A 19,754-nucleotide genomic window follows, 5' to 3' on the forward strand; every position below is an offset into this window, starting at 1 on the left:
AATGGCATTCTAAGTTTATTTGATGTATAAAACATATTGTTTAACATTTACCAAAAAAGATGCTATACTAGAAGTAGTAATTTTTAGAAGGAGGATGTAATGGCAAAATCTAATACTAATAAGCGCTATGCATTACGTAAACTCGGGAAGATTTTTGGTTCTGTGATAATCGGGCTAACTTTATTTTTAGGAGGAATCCTGAATACAAGTTTTGTTCATGCTGATGGGGCAGATGTGACCAGTGAATTGGAGGATACTTTTGAAACCCAAGATAACCGAAAAGATATCCCCTATGAAACAATATACGAAAGAGATGACAATCTTCCTAAAGGAACGCAAGAAACAAAAACACCTGGTAAAAAAGGAATAAAAGCTACCGTAAAAACATATTCGTCTACAACTTTACAGTTAGTCAGCGAGAAATCTGACGTTGTTATTCTTCAACCTCAAACAGAAATAATAAAAGTGGGAACAAAGCCTACTGTAGTTACCGAAACGATTAACTCTACTATTAGATATATAAAAGATGACACTCGCCCTGTTGGAAGTAATGTTTTAACAGAAAGTGATGGGGAGGATGGTATTAAGAAAATTACCACTACCTATTCTTTAAACGAAAATACTGGAGAGGTTACGGTTAAAGAAAACACAACTACTATTGAGAAAAAAGCGCAAGATATCGTCTATAAAGTCGGAGCTCAAGATAAAATTCAAGAAACTACGATTAATCATAAAAAAATATATGAGAACGATGATAATCTTGAAGTTAGAACACGAAAAGTAAAAACTCCAGGAGAAAATGGAAAAATAGTTACAACTACTTCATATAGTGTATCCCCTACTAATGGTACACCTACTCCTAATACACCAATAGAAAAAAGAACAGAACCTAAAACTGAAGTGATAACAATTGGTACTAAACCTACTGTTCGTGTTAAAGATTTTTATTCAGAAGAAGTTAAGTTCGTAAAAGATTTAGAACATCAAAAAGGAAGTAACCCTGAGACTATACCTGGAGAAAAAGGAACTAAAGAAATCACTACAACATACAAACTAGATACAAATACCGGAGAAGTCTCAGAACTAGAAACAACCGAAAAAATACTAACTCAGCCTACTCCTACTGTTGTAAAAGTCCCTGCTAAAGATAAGATTGAGCATAAAGATATTCCAATAGAAGCAGAATACGAGGCGGACCCCACGTTAGAAAAAGGGAAAAAAGTAGATGATCCAAATCGTCAAGGTAAACTAGGTATCAGAACTATTACTACTACTTACAGAATTGAAAATGGTAAAGCAGTAGAGGATACTTCTACAGAAAAAGTAACAACTCCTATGGAAAAGAAAATCATAAAAGTCGGAACTAAACCTACTGTTCGTGTTGGAGATATTGAATCAAAAGAAGTTAAGTTCGAAAAAGATTTAGAACATCCAAGAGGAAGTAACCCTGAAACTATACCTGGAGAAAATGGAACTAAGGAAATCACTACAACATACAAATTAGATACAAATACTGGAGAAGTCTCAGAACTAGAAACAACTGAAAAAATACTAACTCAGCCTACACCTACTGTTGTAAAAGTTCCAGCTAAAGATAAGGTAGAAAAACGCATCGCCGAAAAAAGTACAAATATCCGTTTTGAAAAAGATGAAACTAGAGACCGTAATGAAAATCCTGTTACAATTGACGGAGAAGATGGCTATGTAACCACAACGACGACCTACGATGTTAATCCAGAGACTGGTAAGGTTAGCGAAAAGGTTACTGTTGATAGAAAAGAAGCCACGGATACAGTTATCAAAGTTCCAGCCAAAAGCAAGGTTGACCGCGAAGTCCTTCCTACAAGTGTCATCCGTTATGAAAAAGATGAAAGTAGAGACCGAGGAGCTTCTATTGAGATGGTTGACGGAGAAGATGGCTATGTAACCACGACAAGAACCTACGATGTTAATCCAGAGACTGGTAAGGTTACCGAAACGGTTACTGTTGATAGAAAAGAAGCCACGGATACAGTTATCAAAGTTCCAGCCAAAAGCAAGGTTGAGCGTGAAGTTCTGCCTACAAGTGTCATCCGTTATGAAAAAGATGAGACTAGAGACCGAGGAGCTGCTATTGAGATGGTTGACGGAGAAGATGGCTATGTAACCACGACAAGAACCTACGATGTTAATCCAGAGACTGGTAAGGTTAGCGAAACGGTTACTGTTGATAGAAAAGAAGCTACGGATACAGTTATCAAAGTTCCAGCCAAAAGCAAGGTTGAAGAAGTTCTTGTTCCATTTGCTACTAAATATGAAGCAGACAATGACCTTTCTGCAGGACAGGAGCAAGAGATTACTCTAGGAAAGAATGGGAAAACAGTTACAACGATAACTTATGATGTAGATGGAAAGAGTGGACAAGTAACTGAGAGTACTTTAAGTCAAAAAGAAGACTCTCAAACAAGAGTTGTTAAAAAAGGAACCAAGCCCCAAGTTCTTGTCCAAGAAATTCCAATCGAAACAGAATATCTCGATGACTCAACTCTTGATAAAGGTCAAGAAATAGAAGAAGCAGGAGAAATTGGTGAAATTACGCTTACTACAATCTATACTGTAGATGAACGTGATGGAACAATTGAAGAAACTACTTCTCGTCAAATTACTAAAGAGATGGTAAAAAGACGTATAAGGAGAGGGACGAGAGAACCTGAAAAAGTTGTTGTTCCTGAGCAATCATCTATTCCTTCGTATCCTGTATCTGTTACATCTAACCAAGGAACAAACGCAGCAGTAGAGTTAGCTAAACCAGTTGCTCCAACAACAGGTTGGAAACAAGAAAATGGTATGTGGTATTTTTATAATACTGATGGTTCCATGGCAACAGGTTGGGTACAAGTGAATGGTTCATGGTACTACCTCAACTCTAATGGTTCCATGGCAACAGGTTGGGTACAAGTGAATGGTTCATGGTACTATCTCAACTCTAACGGTTCCATGGCAACAGGTTGGGCACAAGTGAATGGTTCATGGTACTATCTCAACTCTAACGGTTCCATGGCAACAGGTTGGGAGCAAGTTGATGGTTCATGGTACTATCTCAACGATAATGGTTCTATGGAGATAGGTTGGCTACAAAATAATGGTTCATGGTACTACCTCAACAGCAACGGTTCTATGAAAGCCAATCAATGGTTCCAAGTTGGCAGTAAATGGTATTATGTAAATGCATCGGGTGAGCTAGCGATCAATACAAGTATAGATGGCTATAGAGTCAATGATAATGGTGAATGGGTGCGTTAACAGATTCCTCCCTGCGACACAATTGATAATAGTATGTCTGAATATATAATTATGTATAAAAAGCTATAGATAAGGTCATCTTATAGCGACTATACAAAGTGAACAAGCCTAGTCTTCTGTACATTAGAATTCAGGTTTGTTCACTTTTTGTTTAGTCTTTGATTTTGAGACTAAGGAGAGTCAGGGTCAAAGTAGTGAATGATTCTGAAACCACTCATAATAGTCTCTTGAGAGGACAGATAAGAGTAACAAATATGGTGCTACTCATGTATCTTGTATTTTGATTTACAAACAGCGAAGAAAATATAGGAAGCTGAAATAAAATATAGATGAATCGATTTGGAGAGTCAACGCAATCTATGGCAATATTTTCGCAGCTAGGGAGAAACATTTTAATTTTAATGTACTAGGCGTCCTCTACAGCTAGCTAGAGTTTCAATTGTAGATGTTCTTTGAAATAATATCTTAGTGATTTATTGGTATTAGAAGATTTAGAGAAATTCTTTCTCAATAAATAAACATGGCATCACCGAAACTGAAGAAGCGGTAGTGTTCTTGAATGGCATGGTGATAAGCGTCTAAGACTAATTCACGGCCTGCAAAGGCAGAAACCAACATGACCAGAGTTGATTTTGGCAGGTGGAAGTTGGTTGAAAAAGCATCCACGACCTTCCACTCATAGCCAGGTTTGATAAAGATATTGGTCCAACCAGAATCTGCTTGGATTTGCCCCTCAAACTTGGAACCAATAGTTTCCAAGGTGCGGATAGAAGTGGTTCCGACAGCGATGACACGACCACCATTTTCCTTAACAGAGCGGAGAGTTGCAGCTGCTTCCTCAGAAAGTTGATAGAACTCTGAGTGCATTTCGTGTTCGTCTAGATTGTCCACAGAAACGGGTCTAAAGGTTCCGAGTCCGACATGAAGAGTCAGATAGACTAGATGAACACCCTTAGCTTGGATTTCTGCTAGCAGTTCTTTGGTGAAGTGAAGTCCAGCAGTTGGTGCAGCAGCTGAGCCGCTTTCCTTGGCGTAAACTGTTTGATAGCGTTCACGGTCATCCAGTTTTTCGTGGATATAAGGTGGCAGCGGCATTTCACCCAGACTTTCCAAAACTTCTAGGAAAATTCCGTGGTATTCGAAGCGGACAATGCGGCCTCCGTGGGTCAATTCTTCTGTAATGACAGCGCTGAGGCGACCATCACCAAAGCTGATACGAGTACCGACCTTGAGGCGTTTGGCAGGTTTAGCCAGAACTTCCCACTCATCTCCAGCAGTATTTTTGAGCAGGAGAAGTTCCACATGGCCTCCAGTTTCTTCCTTTTGACCATAGAGGCGGGCAGGGAGAACGCGGGTGTCGTTCATAACGAGGGCATCACCAGGTTCCAGCATATCAATAATGGAGTGGAAGTGTTTGTCCTGCATTTTTCCTGTCTCACGGTTGACGATGAGGAGTTTAGAGGCATCTCGTTTTTCAAGGGGTGTTTGGGCAATCAATTCCTCAGGTAAGTGGAAGTCAAAATCAGCTGTATTCATATATCTGTTCATTCTTTCTAAGTTCTAATCCTATCCATTATAACATGTTTCAAGTATAGACGCTCTTTTTTTAGAAATTAAATCGTTTTCACTTGACAAAAATTGGTCTATACCATATAATAAAAATAGATAGAAATGGAGGATGAAAAGATGAAAGTTATTAAAGTTGAAAACCAAATCGAAGGTGGAAAAGTTGCTTTTGAGATTTTGAAGGAAAAATTAGCCAATGGCGCTCAAACCTTAGGGTTTGCGACAGGAAGTAGTCCACTTGAATTTTATAAGGAAATTGTTGAAAGTGACCTCGATTTTTCAAATCTAACCAGTGTCAACCTTGATGAGTATGTAGGCCTTGATGGCGACAATCCACAGTCTTACCGTCACTTCATGCAAGAAAACTTGTTCAACCAAAAACCATTTAAAGAAAGTTTCTTGCCTCGTGGTGTTAAGGATCATGCTGAAGCTGAAGTTGAACGCTACAACCAAATTTTGGCTGACCATCCAGTTGACCTGCAAATCTTGGGAATCGGTCGCAATGGGCATATCGGCTTTAATGAGCCTGGTACTCCATTTGACAGTCAAACGCATCTAGTAGAACTTGACCAGTCTACTATTGAAGCCAATGCGCGCTTTTTTGACAAGATTGAAGACGTCCCAACCCAAGCTATTTCAATGGGGATTAAGAACATCTTGGATGCCAAGTCAATCCTTCTCTTTGCCTACGGTGAGTCGAAAGCAGAAGCCATTGCCGGAACAGTGTCTGGCCCAGTGACTGAGAATCTACCTGCAAGTAGTCTCCAAAATCACCCTGATGTGACCATTATTGCGGATGCTGAAGCGCTTAGCTTACTTGAAAAATAAAAAGCAATGTTCTATTGAACGCTTTCAACTCTTGTATAAATGTAAGAAAAAATCAAAATTAAACCGCATTTTTGCTTGACAATTATTCCTTTTACGTGTAGAATAAAATAGATATTGAACTTGAAGGGAGTGAAAAAAATGTCTAAAACAGTAGTACGTAAGAATGAATCTCTTGACGACGCACTTCGTCGTTTCAAACGTGCGGTTACTAAAGCTGGTACTCTTCAAGAAACACGCAAACGTGAATTCTATGAAAAACCTTCTGTAAAACGTAAACGTAAATCAGAAGCAGCTCGTAAACGTAAAAAATTCTAATTTGAAATGAAAGGCTGGAGAAATCTAGTCCTTTTTCTTTTAATACTCTTCGAAAATCTCTTCAAACCACGTCAACGTCGCCTTGCCGTAGATATGGTTACTGACTTCGTCAGTTTCATCTACAACCTCAAAGCAGTGCTTTGAGCAGCCTGTGGCTAGTTTCCTAGTTTGCTCTTTGATTTTCATTGAGTATAAATAAATACTCCAAAGCCTGCAAAAATCTGAAACTTCCTCCTACAATTTGATATAATAGAGAGAAGAACTCGATTGAAGGAGGAAATGATGTCGGTTTTAGTAAAAGAAGTGATTGAAAAGCTTAGACTAGACATTGTCTATGGCGAACCAGAATTGCTTGAAAAGGAAATCAATACAGCAGATATTACGCGACCTGGTCTTGAAATGACAGGTTATTTTGACTACTACACGCCAGAGCGGATTCAACTTTTGGGGATGAAGGAGTGGTCTTATCTGATCAGCATGCCTTCCAACAGCCGTTATGAAGTTTTGAAAAAAATGTTTCTACCTGAGACACCAGCGGTCATTGTTGCCCGTGGTTTGGTGGTTCCAGAGGAGATGTTAAAAGCAGCCAGAGAATGTAAGATTGCTATTTTAACCAGCCGTACAGCGACAAGTCGTTTATCTGGAGAGTTATCTAGCTATCTGGATTCTCGTTTGGCAGAACGTACCAGTGTTCATGGGGTTTTGATGGATATCTATGGGATGGGCGTCTTGATTCAGGGAGATAGTGGAATTGGTAAGAGTGAGACAGGTCTGGAACTTGTCAAACGTGGTCACCGCTTGGTAGCTGATGACCGGGTCGATATCTTTGCCAAGGATGAGATTACTCTTTGGGGTGAACCGGCTGAAATCTTGAGACACCTGATTGAAATTCGTGGGGTTGGGATTATCGATGTCATGAGCCTCTACGGTGCCAGTGCCGTCAAGGATTATTCACAGGTTCAACTTGCTGTCTATTTGGAAAACTATGATACACATAAGACTTTTGATCGTCTTGGAAACAATGCAGAGGAAATAGAAATTTCTGGCGTAGCCATTCCTCGTATCCGCATTCCAGTTAAAACAGGTCGTAATATTTCTGTCGTGATTGAGGCAGCTGCCATGAATTATCGTGCCAAGGAAATGGGCTTTGATGCGACCCGTTTGTTCGAAGAACGACTGACAAGTCTCATCGCTCGAAATGAGGTGCCTAATGCTTGATCCAATTGCTATTCAACTAGGCCCTCTAGCCATTCGTTGGTATGCCTTGTGTATTGTTACAGGTTTGATTCTTGCGGTTTATTTGACCATGAAAGAAGCGCCTAGAAAGAAGATCATACCAGACGATATTTTAGATTTTATCTTGATAGCCTTTCCCTTGGCTATTTTAGGAGCTCGTCTCTACTATGTCATTTTCCGTTTTGATTATTATAGTCAGAATTTGGGAGAGATTTTTGCCATTTGGAATGGTGGTTTGGCCATTTACGGTGGTTTGATAACTGGGGCACTTGTACTCTATATCTTTGCTGATCGTAAACTCATTAACACTTGGGATTTTCTAGATATTGCGGCGCCTAGCGTCATGATTGCCCAAAGTTTGGGTCGCTGGGGCAATTTCTTTAACCAAGAAGCTTATGGTGCAGCAGTGGATAATTTGGATTATCTACCTGTCTTTATTCGTGACCAGATGTATATTGAGGGGAGCTACCGTCAGCCGACCTTTCTTTATGAGTCCCTATGGAATCTACTTGGATTTGCCTTGATTCTGATTTTTAGACGAAAATGGAAAAGTCTCAGACGAGGTCATATCACGGCCTTTTACTTGATTTGGTATGGTTTCGGTCGTATGGTCATCGAAGGCATGCGAACAGATAGTCTCATGTTCTTTGGCCTTCGAGTGTCTCAATGGCTATCAGTTGTCCTTATCGGACTGGGTATTTTTATCATTCTATATCAAAATCGAAAGAAGGCCCCTTACTATGTTACAGAGGAGGAAAACTAAATGTTAGAAGTTGCATATATTTTTGTTGCCCTTGCTTTGATTGTATTTTTAGTGTATCTAATCATTACTGTACAAAAGCTTGGCCGTGTTATCGATGAAACAGAGAAGACGATTAAAACCTTGACTTCAGATGTGGATGTGACCTTGCATCATACCAATGAATTGCTGTCTAAGATCAATGTCTTGGCAGATGATATTAATGTCAAGGTGGCAACGATTGATCCACTCTTTAGTGCTGTTGCAGATTTATCTCTATCTGTTTCAGACCTCAATGACCATGCGCGTGTCTTGAGCAAGAAAGCTTCATCAGCTGGTTCAAAAACACTCAAGACTGGGGCAAGTTTATCAGCTCTTCGTCTTGCAAGTAAATTTTTAAAAAAATAAAAAAGGAGAATCCTTATGGGTAAATTATCCTCAATCCTTTTAGGAACCGTTTCAGGTGCAGCTCTTGCCTTGTTTTTAACAAGCGACAAGGGCAAACAAGTTTGCAGTCAGGCTCAAGATTTTCTGGATGATTTGAGAGAAAATCCAGAGTATGCCAAGGAGCAGGTCTGTGAAAAACTGACAGAAGTCAAGGAGCAGGCTACAGATTTTGTTCTTAAAACCAAAGAACAGGTTGAGTCGGGTGAAATCACTGTGGACAGCGTCCTTGCTCAAGCCAAATCATGTGCTCGTCAAGCGACAGAAGTATCAAAATATCGATTCAATAATCTCAAAGAGCAATGGCAAGAAAAGGCCGAAATTCTTGATGAATCAGAAGAGATTGTGATTGATATCAAAGAAGAAAAAATCTAGATTTGATGAGACTGGGCAAAAACTCAATTCTAGGAGAAAATGAAGTAGATCTTCCCATAATCAAACGCATAGTATCAAGGTTTTTCAAGGCCTGATATTATGCGTTTTTTGATTTTCATTGAGTATTATGGTATAATGGCAGTGTTGAAAGTGAAATATTTACATTTTTTATATTGTACTGATATTTTATTAATATTAAGCAATTCATTTTTTTATGATTAGAAATCAATGTGGTAGTTTATAATCAAGCAGAGGAAAAGTTCTAAAATTTTAGTCAAGAAAGGGTTTAGTATTTTGTCAAGGGAAAATAGTAGAACTCTCTATTTTGTAAAAAATAGCTAGAAAGAAAGTTGGTAAAATGAAAGATATTTTTAATAAACGTCAATGTTTTTCGATTCGAAAGTTTTCTGTTGGAGTGGCTTCTGTATTAATAGGCATTGCCTTGTTTACACCATCCCAGGGAGTACTTGCTTCTACGGAAAATTCTCCATCTTCTGTGGATAAAAGAGAAGAAGTTCAACCTATACTAGATAATCAAAATAATCCTTCTTCTGAGTTAGATACCAGAGATGTTCCAATAGGATCTACAAGGACTACAGAACCCGTCAGATCTGGGAATAAGGAAAATAATAGCTTGACCACAAGGGATTTCGTGGCGGGTGAAGACAGATCAAGCACTCCAGCGGTGAGAGCAGCATCAAATCCTTCCGAGGTTAAAAAGTATGAATTAACTGATGAGTATGCTAAGCAAATAAAAGCAGGAGTAATCGGTTCAGAAGGTAATAAGCTTGATAGTTTATTGTTAAACGGCTCTAAGTTAAGTCCAGAAGCCTATACAGATGATGATTACTTGAAGGATAAAGAAGAACTTTATATTTATGAAAAAGGTGGGAAAAAATATGTAGGTTATAATAGTCATCCCTTATTAGAAGATACTGATGGTGATGGTATTATTGACAGTAAAGAAAAGCCAGATGAAAAATTAAAATGGAATGTAAGTGAGCGCGATATGATTATGTTCATGGAATTATCCTACCGTGATGATAATTATATTGATAGAGTGCTGGATCATAAGAGACCCTTAACAGAGTCAGAGTTATATAAAAAGAATGGTGACAGTAAACCACGTTATGAGTATATGATGATGAATAAGGAATTGGGGCCTTATTGGGAAAGGAAGAAAAGTTACCATACCTCCAGTGGACTAGATGCTGTCTTGTATGAAACGAAGAGTGATTTCTTATATTTACCAAATGGAACTGCACAAGTATTAGCCTTTCGTGGAACAAGTGATGCGAAAGATATAGGAGCTGATATAACACTTGGATTAGGAAGCAATCCTCAACAAGGGATAGATGCAGAAAATATTATGCATGAACTAGCTAAAGATAAGAGTATTACTAATCTTTATTTGACAGGTCATTCTTTAGGAGGATATTTAGTACAACGGGCAATGGTTGAAGCTTATCAGTTGGCATATTCTGACAGCAGAGTCATGTCTCCTAAAGAACAGTTGGCTTATAGAAACGTTTATAATAATGTATTAAAAAAAGGCACAACCTTTAATGCTCCAAAAGTTGTGACCAATTTGCTTTCCAGTCGTGAATTTTGGCAAAAAGGTTTAGATAGCAAAAAAATAGCCAAGTCTGGTAAAATGACTCATTATATTGTTGATAATGATTTGGCGATAAGAAAAGGCGTCAGCAATGATAGTGATGTTGTTATAAATGTTGGACGAACCAGTGGAGGTCACAGTTCACGTTCTTATTTTGAAGCTGATATGATTAATAGACGATCAGAGTTTATATCTGGGAAACGAATTTCCTTAGATGGGACAGGTTATCAAGATAAAAACATTGCAACAGTTAAATCTGTAGAAAAAGTTGGAGAAACTGTTGTATATAGTAAACGCGGAGATGACATCATTAAGTCAATAACTGTGAGTATGAAAGATCTCGATACAGGACAGATTACTAACAATACAATTGATGAAGTGTTTAAGAAAGATGGAGCCAAATCTACAGTTGTCGTTACCCAACTTGAGCCAAGTGTACGTTATGAAAAAGATGCCACAAGAGCTAAAGGTGAAGCTAATGTAACAACAACTGGTACTTCAGGTACTAGTACAGTAACAACAACTTATAGTGTAGATCCTAACACTGGAGATCTGATTGAACATGTAGGACAACCAGTAGTTAAGCAACCGGCAATAGAAACAGTTGTCAAAGTCGCAGCCAAGGATGAAGTAGAATACATTAAAAAAGGAGACGACGTTGTTAAGAAGACAACAAGCTACACAGTAAACTCAAAAACTGGCAGCCTTACTTCGACTAAGAAGGAAGAAGTAGTCAATAAAGGTGGCGCGAAGGATATAGTTGAGTATAATTCAGTTGAACCCAAAACAGTTTATTTAAAAGATGAAAACAGTCCAAAAGGTACTGATACCGTTCAATTTCTAGGGAAATCAGGAAAATCTAAAGTCATCACAACCTATAGCGTAAATCCAGTAAATGGAGCCCTAACTCCATCAAAAGGGGGATCAGAAGTCGTAACTCTACCAATAGCTAGAGTTGTAAAAGTAGGAGCTAAGGATAAAGTAGACGTAGAAACAATCCCATCTCCAGTAAAATACGAAAAAGATGCTAGTCGAGAAAAAGGCCAAGCCAATATTACTGTTCCAGGAAAAGACGGAAGTAAGACAACTACCACGACTTACACAGTAAATCCAGACAATGGGGAAGTTACTCCAAATGAAGGAAATCCAGTAATAGTAAATCCAACAGAAACAATCGTTAAAGTCGCGGCTAAGGATCAAGTAGTAGAAACGCCAATTGAGCCCACAGTGGTTTATGAAAGAGATGACACTCGTGACTTTGGTACACCAGACAAGCCTAGAAAAGGAGCAAAAGGAAAATCTGTAACGACTACAAGGTATGACGTTAATCCAAATAATGGAACAGTCACAGAACAGGTTGGTAAGCCAGTGGTCACCCCAGCTGGTAAAACAATAGTTAAGGTTGGAGCTAAAACTAAGGTTGAGAGTAGCAAGGATGACCAAGGTCGTGAAGTTATCAACACTACAACTTATGAAGTTGATCCAAAAACAGGTAAGGTAACTTCTACAACAGTAACTACTTACGGGACAAGGAAAGAACTAACGATTGAGAAGATGGTAGTACCATCTCCAGTAGTTTACGAAAAAGATGATACGAAAGAAAAAGGTACAGTCCCAACTACTGTTAAAGGTGAAGATGGTGAAGACGCTATCACAACAACTTACACTGTGGACACTAATACTGGAAAGATTACAGCAAGTGAAGGTAAACCAGTTCGTACGAAAGAACCAACGAATACAGTCGTCAAAGTCGCAGCGAAGGACAAAGTAGAAAAAACAGAAATCTCATCACCTAAGAAATATGTGAAAGATGATACACGCGACAAAAATCAACCAAATGTGGAAGAAGCAGGCCAAGCAGGTTCAAGTACTATCACAACAACATATAGTGTTGATTCTACTACAGGCGCTATTACAGAAACAGTAGGAAAACCAGTAGTAGTAAATCCAACAGCAACAATAGTCAAAGTCGCAGCCAAGGACAAAATAGTAGAAACACCAATTGAACCTGAAGTTGAATATGTTAGAGATGGTGAACGAGAAGTTGACACACCTAATGAACGTATTGAAGGAGCTAAAGGTAAAACAGTTACTACAACCACTTACGATGTAGATTCAAAGGACGGTCATATCACAGAACACGTTGGCACCCCAGTCGTCACCCCAGCAGGTAAGACAATCGTTAAAGTAGGAGCTAAAACTAAGGTTGAACAATCTAAAGATTCTGAAGGTCGTGATGTGATTGAGACCACTACCTATGAAGTTAATCCAAAAACAGGTAAGATAACTCCAACAACCGTGCTAACTTATGGGAAAACGAAAGAACCAACGAATACAGTCGTCAAAGTCGCAGCCAAGGACAAAGTAGTAGAAACCCCGATTGAACCTGAAGTTGAATATGTTAGAGATGGTGAACGAGAAGTTGACACACCTAATGAACGTATTGAAGGAGCTAAAGGTAAAACAGTTACTACAACCACTTATGATGTAGACTCAAAGGACGGTCATATCACAGAACACATTGCTAATAATATAACAACACCAGCTAAGGTAACACCAGGTAAAGTCACTCCAGAAACTCCAGTCACACCTGCTACTAATGGAGGTTCTGATCAAGATACACCTGCACCAACAACTCCAATTCCAGATGCAGTTACTCCGAATGAAAATCATGAAGATACTACAGATGCTAGTGATAGTGATAACGGAGCTAAATCAAATGATTCTCAAAATGTATTGCCAAATACAGGAACAGAATCAAATGCGACTCTTGCATCTCTAGAACTTCTTGGTCTGCTAGGCGGTCTCGGACTTGCTCTTAGAAAGAAAAAAGAAGACTAAAAATTTAGTCAAATGAACATTCATTCTTTTGTATTGTAAAGACAAACTAGATTGGTTCTGGGAATCGTGTTCGTCATAAAATAAAAAGAATGTTTAGATAAAGAAAGCGAACAATGCTAGGATTTTGTTAAAGGGAATTCTAAGTATTGTTCGCTTTTGTGGTATAATAAGTACTATGCAGAAAAAACCAACGTCAGCCTATGTGCACATCCCATTTTGTACCCAGATTTGTTATTATTGTGATTTTTCAAAAGTTTTTATTAAGAATCAGCCAGTCGACAGTTATTTAGAGCATCTGTTAGAAGAGTTTCGTTCTTATGATATTCAAAAGTTGCGGACCCTCTACATTGGTGGTGGGACACCAACAGCCTTGTCAGCTCCGCAACTGGAGGTGTTATTGAAGGGCTTGACTAAAAACTTGGACTTGTCTGCCTTGGAAGAGTTGACCATTGAAGCCAATCCAGGCGACTTGGAAGCGGATAAGATTGCTGTTTTGAAAAACTCGGCTGTCAATCGTGTTTCGCTAGGCGTGCAGACCTTTGACGACAAGATGCTGAAAAAGATTGGGCGCAGTCATTTGGAGAAGGATATTTATGAAAATATCGACCGCCTGAAATTGGCTGGTTTTGACAACATCTCCATTGATTTGATTTATGCGCTGCCTGGTCAGACCATGGAGCAGGTCCAGGAAAATGTGGCTAAGGCCATTGGACTGGATATTCCCCACATGAGTTTGTATAGCTTGATTTTGGAAAATCATACGGTCTTTATGAACCGTATGCGACGAGGGAAATTGCCTCTGCCTAAGGAGGAACTGGAAGCGGAGATGTTTGAGTACATCATCACTGAGCTTGAGCGAGCAGGCTTTGAGCATTATGAGATTTCTAATTTCTCCAAACCTGGTTTTGAAAGTCGCCACAATCTTATGTACTGGGACAATGCTGAATACTATGGCATCGGTGCTGGAGCATCTGGTTATGTCAATGGTATTCGATATAAAAATCATGGTCCCATTCGCCATTATCTTAATGCGGTTGAGGAAGGCAATGCTCGTATCACAGAGGAGTACCTGAGTCAAAAAGAGCAAATGGAAGAAGAAATGTTCCTGGGACTCCGCAAGAAATCAGGAGTCTCCATGGCGCGATTTGAGGAAAAATTTGGACGGTCTTTTGATGGACTTTATGGAGAAATTGTTAGAGACTTGGTTCAACAGGGTCTCATGCAAATAGACGGTGACCGAGTTCGCATGACAAAAAGAGGTCTCTTCTTAGGAGACACCGTAGCAGAACGATTTATTTTGGAGTAGGATGATGGGCTTAACTTATCAAATGAACATGAAAATTCCTTTTGATATGGCTGACATGAACGGTCATATCAAACTTCCAGATGTGATTTTGCTGTCCCTACAAGTTTCAGGGATGCAGTCGATTGAACTGGGAGTTAGTGATAAGGCCATTTTAGAAGATCATAATCTGGTCTGGATTATCACAGAATACGATATTGAGGTGGTTCGTTTGCCTCGTTTTGGGGAAGAAATCACCATCGAAACGGAAGCTTTGAGCTACAATCGGCTCTTTTGCTACCGTCGCTTTACCATTTATGATGAAGCAGGTCAGGAACTCATCCACATGATGGCGACTTTTGTTCTCATGGACCGCGACAGTCGAAAAGTCCATGCTGTTGAACCTGAGATTGTGGCTCCTTACCAGTCTGATTTTGATAAAAAACTTATCCGTGGACCGAAGTATGAGTCCTTGGAAAAGCCGATCAGCAAGGATTACCATGTTCGTTTTTACGACTTGGATATGAATGGCCATGTCAATAACAGTAAGTATCTGGACTGGATTTTTGAGGTCATGGGAGCGGATTTTTTGACCCAATATATTCCCAAGAGAATCAACCTCAAGTATGTCAAGGAAGTTCGACCAGGTGGGGTGATTACATCAGCTGTTGAAAGGACTGGACTGGAAAGCAAGCATGAGATCACAAGCGACGGTGCTACCAATGCCCAAGCTATCATCACTTGGCAAGAAATAAAAAAGGATTAGGGAGAAATAGATGAAATACAAAGGCTATTTAATTGATTTAGACGGAACCATTTATAAGGGGAAAGACAGAATCCCAGCAGGGGAGGCTTTTGTCCATGAATTGCAAAAGCGGGACATCCCCTATCTTTTTGTGACCAACAATACAACTCGCACTCCTGAGAGTGTTCAGGAAATGTTGGCCCAGAATTTTAATATCGATACGCCCCTGTCGACTGTCTACACAGCGACTTTGGCAACTATCGACTATATGAACGACTTGGGTCTTGAAAAGACCGTCTATGTCATCGGAGAATCAGGGCTCAAGGAAGCCATCAAGGCGGCTGGCTATGTGGAAGACAAGGAAAATCCTGCCTATGTGGTAGTAGGTCTGGATTGGCAAGTTGACTATGAAAAATTTGCGACAGCAACTCTAGCTATCCAAAAGGGTGCCCATTTTATCGGAACCAATCCTGACCTCAATATCCCGACAGAGCGTGGTCTTTTGCCTGGTGCTGGTTCGCTGATTACGCTGCTTGACGTAGCGACACGAGTGAAGCCGGTTTATATCGGAAAACCAAATGCCATCATTATGGACAAGGCGGTTGAGCATTTAGGTTTGGAACGTGAAGAGTTAATCATGGTCGGGGACAACTATCTGACGGATATTCGAGCTGGGATTGATAATGGCATTCCAACGCTCTTGGTGACGACAGGTTTTACCAAGGCAGAAGAAGTAGCTGGCCTACCAATCGCACCGACACATGTGGTTTCTAGCCTTGCGGAGTGGGATTTTGATGAAAACTAAACTGACCTTTTGGGGCTCTATGCTCTTTCTCCTCTCTCTTTCTATCCTTCTGACCATTTATTTGGCTTGGATTTTCTATCCTATGGAGATTGAGTGGCTGAACTTGACGGAGCGAGTTTATCTAAAACCAGAAACCATTCAGTACAACTTTCATATCTTGATGAATTATCTGACCAATCCATTTAGTCAGGTCCTAGAGATGCCAGATTTTCGTTCGTCATCTGCTGGGCTACACCATTTTGCAGTGGTCAAGAATCTCTTCCACTTGGTTCAGCTAGTAGCTCTAGTGACACTGCCAAGTTTCTATTTCTTTGTCGAAGGGATTGTGAAAAAGGGCTTCTTGTCTCTATTTAGTAAGAGGCTTTTGGCTCTAGTGGTTTTGCCTTTACTGATTGGGCTTGGGGGAGTTTTGATTGGTTTTGACCAATTCTTTACTCTGTTCCATCAAATTCTCTTTGTGGGAGATGATACCTGGCTTTTTGACCCAGCCAAGGATCCAGTTATTCTGATTTTACCAGAGACTTTCTTCCTTCATGCCTTCCTCCTCTTTTTTGCCCTCTATGAAAGCTTCTTTGGCTATCTGTATCTGAAAAGTCGTAGGAAGTGAAATGAAAGCTGTTTTTAATTTACGTATATAAAAATGCATATTGTTTGAAACCATGGTTAAGAAGGAACTAATCAAATTCAAACAAAGGCAATCGTTCGCGAACAGTCTATTTTTCTTGAAAAAATAGGCTTTTTTTCTAAAAATCTCTAGTCAAGCGCTTTATTTTTTTGTATAATAGAAGTAGCAAAGTATAGATAAGAAGAGAAAAGCATGATTACACTATTTCTATCACCGAGCTGTACATCATGTCGTAAGGCGAAGGCCTGGTTAGAAAAACATAAGGTTCCCTTTGTGGAACACAATATTATGACCAGTCCTTTAACAAGAAAAGAATTGCAACACATCCTTTCCTTGACCGAAAATGGTACTGATGACATCATTTCAACTCGTTCAAAAATTTTTCAAAAATTGAATATTGATGTAGAGAGTATTTCGGTATCGGAATTGCTTCATTTGATTGAGCAGTATCCTAGTCTTTTGCGTCGTCCAATTATTATTGATGCCAAACGTATGCAGATCGGTTTTAATGAAGATGAGATTCGTGCTTTTCTCCCTCGTAGTTACCGTAAGCAAGAACTAAAAGAAGCAAGAATGAGAGCTGGTATTAGTTAATGAACAAACAGTATAGTTACCCACTAGATTTGTCGTGGAGCACTGAAGAACTTGCTTCAGTGCTTTCTTTTTTTAATGATGTTGAAGCTGCCTATGAAGGCAAGGTAGAGGCTAAAAAGTTACTGGACTCCTATAAGCGATTCAAGGCGGTTGTGCCAAGAAAGAGTGAAGAAAAACGTTTGGGACGAGAATTTGAAACAGTCAGTGGCTATTCGCTTTACCGAGCAGTTCAGGCGGCTAAGGAAAAAGGGGAAGGAAAGATTTCTCTTGGAAAGTAAATTTGAATTTGCTAAAGAGCTAATTAAGAAAGCGGGTCAGTACATCCTTGACCACATGCAGGAAGACTTGCGTGTTGAGACCAAGTCCTCTCCAACAGACTTGGTGACCAGACTGGACAAGGAAGTTCAGGAACTCTTGGTTGGTGAGATTTTGTCCCGTTATCCTGAGGATAAGATTTGTGCTGAAGAAGGGTGTCTGCGAGCTTCGGTTCAAGAGGGCAAGGTTTGGGTCATTGATCCCATTGATGGTACCAATAACTTTGTAGCCCAGCAGGAAGATTTTGCTGTTATGATGGCTTATTTTGAAAATGGTCAGGGGCAGTTTGGACTGATTTATGATATGGTCAAGGGGGATTGTTACCACGGTGGTGGGGAATTTCCAGTTTGTCTAAATGATAAGCCCCTAGCTCCCTTTAAAGCAAAACCCCTTGGCGATTTTCTCATTGCAGGAAATAGTGGTATGCTGGAAACCAATGAATGGGGCTTGGCTGATTTGAGTCGAGCGGTCCTCGGTGTTCGTGTCTATGGGAGTGCGGCCATTAGTTTTGCCAAGATTTTGTCAGGGCATTTGTTGACCTATGTCACCTATCTGCAACCATGGGATTATGCTGCGGCTAGTATTTTAGGGGAAAGTCTGGGCTATCGGGTTGTGACCCTTTTTGGTGAAGCTCCTGATTTTCAAACCAGACAGCCGGTCATGATGGTGCCTCTTGAGATGCAGGAGGAAATTCAGTCCTATATTTACGAAAGGAAAAGAACTTAAATGAAATTTCCAGAAGGATTTGTTGAAAAATATAAAGAAATACTAGGAGATGAGGCAAGAGATTTTCTTGCCTCTTTTGAGGAGGAAGCGGTTTCGGCCTTTCGGGTCAATCCCTTAAAAGAAGAGCAACTTTCCTTTTCTGATGCCATTACTCAAACCCCTTGGGGCCACTATGGGAAGGTTTCAGGGAAATCGCCTGAGCATGCTACTGGTTTGGTTTATTCGCAAGAACCCGCTGCCCAAATGGTTGCTCAGGTAGCCCAGCCCAGTCCTGGTATGAAGGTCTTGGATTTGGCTGCTGCACCGGGTGGAAAATCCACTCAACTAGCAGCCTATCTAGCAGGGGAGGGGATACTTGTTTCCAATGAAATTTCAAGCAAACGGGCTAAGATTTTGGTTGAAAACATGGAGCGCTTTGGAGCGACAAATGTTGTAGTGACCAATGAATCTGCTGACCGTTTGGCCAAGGTTTTTAAGGGCTATTTTGACCTCATTGTCCTTGATGCTCCTTGCTCTGGGGAAGGAATGTTTCGTAAGCAGCCAGATGCTATGGACTATTGGAGCTTAGATTATCCGAGTCAATGCGCTAACTTGCAAAAAGAAATTCTGGAAGATGCAGTAACCATGCTAGCTGAAGGTGGTCGCTTGGTTTATTCAACCTGTACCTGGGCCCCCGAGGAAAACGAAGAGATTGTCAAGTGGTTGCTGGAAGAGTATGATTTTGACTTGTTGCCAGTAGAGCATATCAATGGAATGGTAGCTGGTATTGACCTGCCAGAAACGGCTCGGATGTACCCTCATCATTTTAAGGGAGAGGGGCAATTTGTAGCCCATTTGCAATTTAAGGGTGACAATCCAGCACCAAAATGTAAGGCAAGTAAGAGCAATCTCAGCCGAGAACAAGTTACTTTGTGGCAGGAATTTGCACAAAAACATTTGCAGGTCAATCTAAGGGGAATCTTGCAGACTTTTGGTGACCAACTTTATCTCTTGCCCGAACTCTTGCCAGATTTAGGAAAACTCAAGATTGCTCGCAATGGACTGCATCTAGGAACCTTTAAGAAGAAACGTTTTGAACCTAGTTTTGCTCTTGGTCTAGCCTTGAAACCGAGTCAGGTCAAGCAGTCAGTTGAAATTGCCCAAGAAGCGTTTGTAAAGTATGCCGCTGGAGAAACCGTTCAGCTGGTAGAAAGTCTGCCTAATGGTTGGTACCAAGTTTTGGTTAAAGGCAATGGCTTGGGCTTTGCAAAGGTTACTGGAAATGTTTTGAAAAATTATTTTCCAAAAGGCCTCAGATTCAAGTGAAAATGCTAGTCAAATATCTTATTCTATGTTATAGTGAAAGTATGGATTTTTTTAGTAGGATGATTCTTGATATCTTGATTGCCATCACATGTAGTTTTACTACTCAATGAAAATCA

17 protein-coding genes and 1 pseudogene are annotated in these 19,754 nt (G+C 40.0%); 16 read left to right on the forward strand and 2 right to left on the reverse strand.

Features of this window, described 5'->3' with window-relative positions:
* Positions 1 to 99: 99 nt before the first annotated feature.
* Positions 100 to 3,282 carry a PspC-related protein choline-binding protein 1 gene (locus HT671_RS02050; RefSeq protein ID WP_172923020.1) on the forward strand — a complete coding sequence of 1,061 codons (3,183 nt, stop codon included), beginning with the start codon at positions 100 to 102 and terminating at the stop codon, positions 3,280 to 3,282.
* Positions 3,283 to 3,789: 507 nt separating this feature from the next.
* Here HT671_RS02050 and queA read toward each other — a convergent pair.
* Complete coding sequence (gene queA / locus HT671_RS02055; protein ID WP_001090168.1) at positions 3,790 to 4,818, reverse strand: tRNA preQ1(34) S-adenosylmethionine ribosyltransferase-isomerase QueA; 1,029 nt, start codon at positions 4,816 to 4,818, stop codon at positions 3,790 to 3,792.
* 150 nt (positions 4,819 to 4,968) lie between these two features.
* On the opposite strand from queA, the gene HT671_RS02060 reads away from it, so the two are divergent.
* Both HT671_RS02060 and rpsU read left to right on the forward strand, forming a co-directional pair.
* Positions 4,969 to 5,676 (forward strand): glucosamine-6-phosphate deaminase, encoded by a 708-nt coding sequence (locus tag HT671_RS02060; protein WP_054392789.1) that lies wholly within the window; start codon positions 4,969 to 4,971, stop codon positions 5,674 to 5,676.
* A 138-nt stretch (positions 5,677 to 5,814) separates the two neighbouring features.
* Positions 5,815 to 5,991, forward strand: a complete 177-nt coding sequence (rpsU, locus tag HT671_RS02065) for a 30S ribosomal protein S21 (protein WP_000048054.1) — start codon at positions 5,815 to 5,817, stop codon at positions 5,989 to 5,991.
* Between the two features lie 39 nt (positions 5,992 to 6,030).
* On the opposite strand, the gene HT671_RS11510 is transcribed toward rpsU, so the two are convergent.
* Entirely contained in the window at positions 6,031 to 6,177 is a 147-nt protein-coding gene (locus tag HT671_RS11510; RefSeq protein WP_240153260.1) for a hypothetical protein, read from the reverse strand.
* 96 nt (positions 6,178 to 6,273) lie between these two features.
* Between HT671_RS11510 and hprK the strand changes: the two genes are divergently transcribed.
* The 13 genes and pseudogenes from hprK to HT671_RS02135 all read left to right on the forward strand — a co-directional run bounded on the left by hprK (position 6,274) and on the right by HT671_RS02135 (position 19,638).
* Positions 6,274 to 7,209, forward strand: a complete 936-nt coding sequence (gene hprK / locus HT671_RS02075) for an HPr(Ser) kinase/phosphatase (protein WP_166735314.1) — start codon at positions 6,274 to 6,276, stop codon at positions 7,207 to 7,209.
* Complete coding sequence (gene lgt / locus HT671_RS02080; RefSeq protein ID WP_000886657.1) at positions 7,202 to 7,990, forward strand: prolipoprotein diacylglyceryl transferase; 789 nt, start codon at positions 7,202 to 7,204, stop codon at positions 7,988 to 7,990. Before hprK ends, lgt begins: the two co-directional genes overlap by 8 nt.
* Positions 7,991 to 8,417: pseudogene (locus HT671_RS02085) on the forward strand (DUF948 domain-containing protein).
* Positions 8,390 to 8,785, forward strand: coding sequence for a YtxH domain-containing protein (locus tag HT671_RS02090; protein WP_000517395.1), 396 nt, complete (start codon positions 8,390 to 8,392; stop codon positions 8,783 to 8,785). The pseudogene HT671_RS02085 and the gene HT671_RS02090 overlap by 28 nt, the downstream one beginning before the upstream one ends.
* 358 nt (positions 8,786 to 9,143) lie before the next feature.
* Positions 9,144 to 13,241 (forward strand): G5 domain-containing protein, encoded by a 4,098-nt coding sequence (locus tag HT671_RS02095; protein WP_100104568.1) that lies wholly within the window; start codon positions 9,144 to 9,146, stop codon positions 13,239 to 13,241.
* Between the two features lie 175 nt (positions 13,242 to 13,416).
* The gene (hemW, locus tag HT671_RS02100) at positions 13,417 to 14,547 is read left to right on the forward strand and encodes a radical SAM family heme chaperone HemW (protein ID WP_001170091.1); all 1,131 of its coding nucleotides are present in this window, start codon (positions 13,417 to 13,419) and stop codon (positions 14,545 to 14,547) included.
* A gap of 4 nt (positions 14,548 to 14,551) precedes the next feature.
* Positions 14,552 to 15,289 (forward strand): acyl-[acyl-carrier-protein] thioesterase, encoded by a 738-nt coding sequence (locus HT671_RS02105; RefSeq protein WP_100104577.1) that lies wholly within the window; start codon positions 14,552 to 14,554, stop codon positions 15,287 to 15,289.
* A gap of 10 nt (positions 15,290 to 15,299) precedes the next feature.
* Complete coding sequence (locus HT671_RS02110) at positions 15,300 to 16,073, forward strand: TIGR01457 family HAD-type hydrolase (RefSeq protein ID WP_138703296.1); 774 nt, start codon at positions 15,300 to 15,302, stop codon at positions 16,071 to 16,073.
* Positions 16,063 to 16,680 carry a TIGR01906 family membrane protein gene (locus tag HT671_RS02115; RefSeq protein WP_138703295.1) on the forward strand — a complete coding sequence of 206 codons (618 nt, stop codon included), beginning with the start codon at positions 16,063 to 16,065 and terminating at the stop codon, positions 16,678 to 16,680. The genes HT671_RS02110 and HT671_RS02115 overlap by 11 nt, the downstream gene beginning before the upstream one ends.
* 210 nt (positions 16,681 to 16,890) lie before the next feature.
* Entirely contained in the window at positions 16,891 to 17,292 is a 402-nt protein-coding gene (locus HT671_RS02120) for a Spx/MgsR family RNA polymerase-binding regulatory protein (RefSeq protein WP_000631259.1), read from the forward strand.
* Positions 17,292 to 17,570: a UPF0223 family protein gene (locus tag HT671_RS02125; RefSeq protein WP_001041980.1), complete on the forward strand. Its 279-nt coding sequence runs from the start codon at positions 17,292 to 17,294 to the stop codon at positions 17,568 to 17,570. Before HT671_RS02120 ends, HT671_RS02125 begins: the two co-directional genes overlap by 1 nt.
* Positions 17,560 to 18,333 carry an inositol monophosphatase family protein gene (locus HT671_RS02130; RefSeq protein ID WP_138703294.1) on the forward strand — a complete coding sequence of 258 codons (774 nt, stop codon included), beginning with the start codon at positions 17,560 to 17,562 and terminating at the stop codon, positions 18,331 to 18,333. Before HT671_RS02125 ends, HT671_RS02130 begins: the two co-directional genes overlap by 11 nt.
* A complete protein-coding gene (locus HT671_RS02135; protein ID WP_138703293.1) occupies positions 18,334 to 19,638 on the forward strand; it encodes an RsmF rRNA methyltransferase first C-terminal domain-containing protein in 1,305 nt (434 codons plus the stop codon). It abuts the gene before it with no gap.
* Positions 19,639 to 19,754: the final 116 nt, after the last annotated feature.

This window comes from Streptococcus sp. 2741 (assembly GCF_013276315.1).
GTDB classification, from domain to species: domain Bacteria; phylum Bacillota; class Bacilli; order Lactobacillales; family Streptococcaceae; genus Streptococcus; species Streptococcus pseudopneumoniae.

Coding starts and splice junctions, on each gene's coding strand:
- HT671_RS02050 (WP_172923020.1), top strand. CDS start 100: ATGGCAAAATCTAATACTAATAAGCGCTATGCATTACGTAAACTCGGG.
- queA (WP_001090168.1), bottom strand. CDS start 4,818: ATGAATACAGCTGATTTTGACTTCCACTTACCTGAGGAATTGATTGCC.
- HT671_RS02060 (WP_054392789.1), top strand. CDS start 4,969: ATGAAAGTTATTAAAGTTGAAAACCAAATCGAAGGTGGAAAAGTTGCT.
- rpsU (WP_000048054.1), top strand. CDS start 5,815: ATGTCTAAAACAGTAGTACGTAAGAATGAATCTCTTGACGACGCACTT.
- HT671_RS11510 (WP_240153260.1), bottom strand. CDS start 6,177: ATGAAAATCAAAGAGCAAACTAGGAAACTAGCCACAGGCTGCTCAAAG.
- hprK (WP_166735314.1), top strand. CDS start 6,274: ATGTCGGTTTTAGTAAAAGAAGTGATTGAAAAGCTTAGACTAGACATT.
- lgt (WP_000886657.1), top strand. CDS start 7,202: ATGCTTGATCCAATTGCTATTCAACTAGGCCCTCTAGCCATTCGTTGG.
- HT671_RS02090 (WP_000517395.1), top strand. CDS start 8,390: ATGGGTAAATTATCCTCAATCCTTTTAGGAACCGTTTCAGGTGCAGCT.
- HT671_RS02095 (WP_100104568.1), top strand. CDS start 9,144: ATGAAAGATATTTTTAATAAACGTCAATGTTTTTCGATTCGAAAGTTT.
- hemW (WP_001170091.1), top strand. CDS start 13,417: ATGCAGAAAAAACCAACGTCAGCCTATGTGCACATCCCATTTTGTACC.
- HT671_RS02105 (WP_100104577.1), top strand. CDS start 14,552: ATGGGCTTAACTTATCAAATGAACATGAAAATTCCTTTTGATATGGCT.
- HT671_RS02110 (WP_138703296.1), top strand. CDS start 15,300: ATGAAATACAAAGGCTATTTAATTGATTTAGACGGAACCATTTATAAG.
- HT671_RS02115 (WP_138703295.1), top strand. CDS start 16,063: ATGAAAACTAAACTGACCTTTTGGGGCTCTATGCTCTTTCTCCTCTCT.
- HT671_RS02120 (WP_000631259.1), top strand. CDS start 16,891: ATGATTACACTATTTCTATCACCGAGCTGTACATCATGTCGTAAGGCG.
- HT671_RS02125 (WP_001041980.1), top strand. CDS start 17,292: ATGAACAAACAGTATAGTTACCCACTAGATTTGTCGTGGAGCACTGAA.
- HT671_RS02135 (WP_138703293.1), top strand. CDS start 18,334: ATGAAATTTCCAGAAGGATTTGTTGAAAAATATAAAGAAATACTAGGA.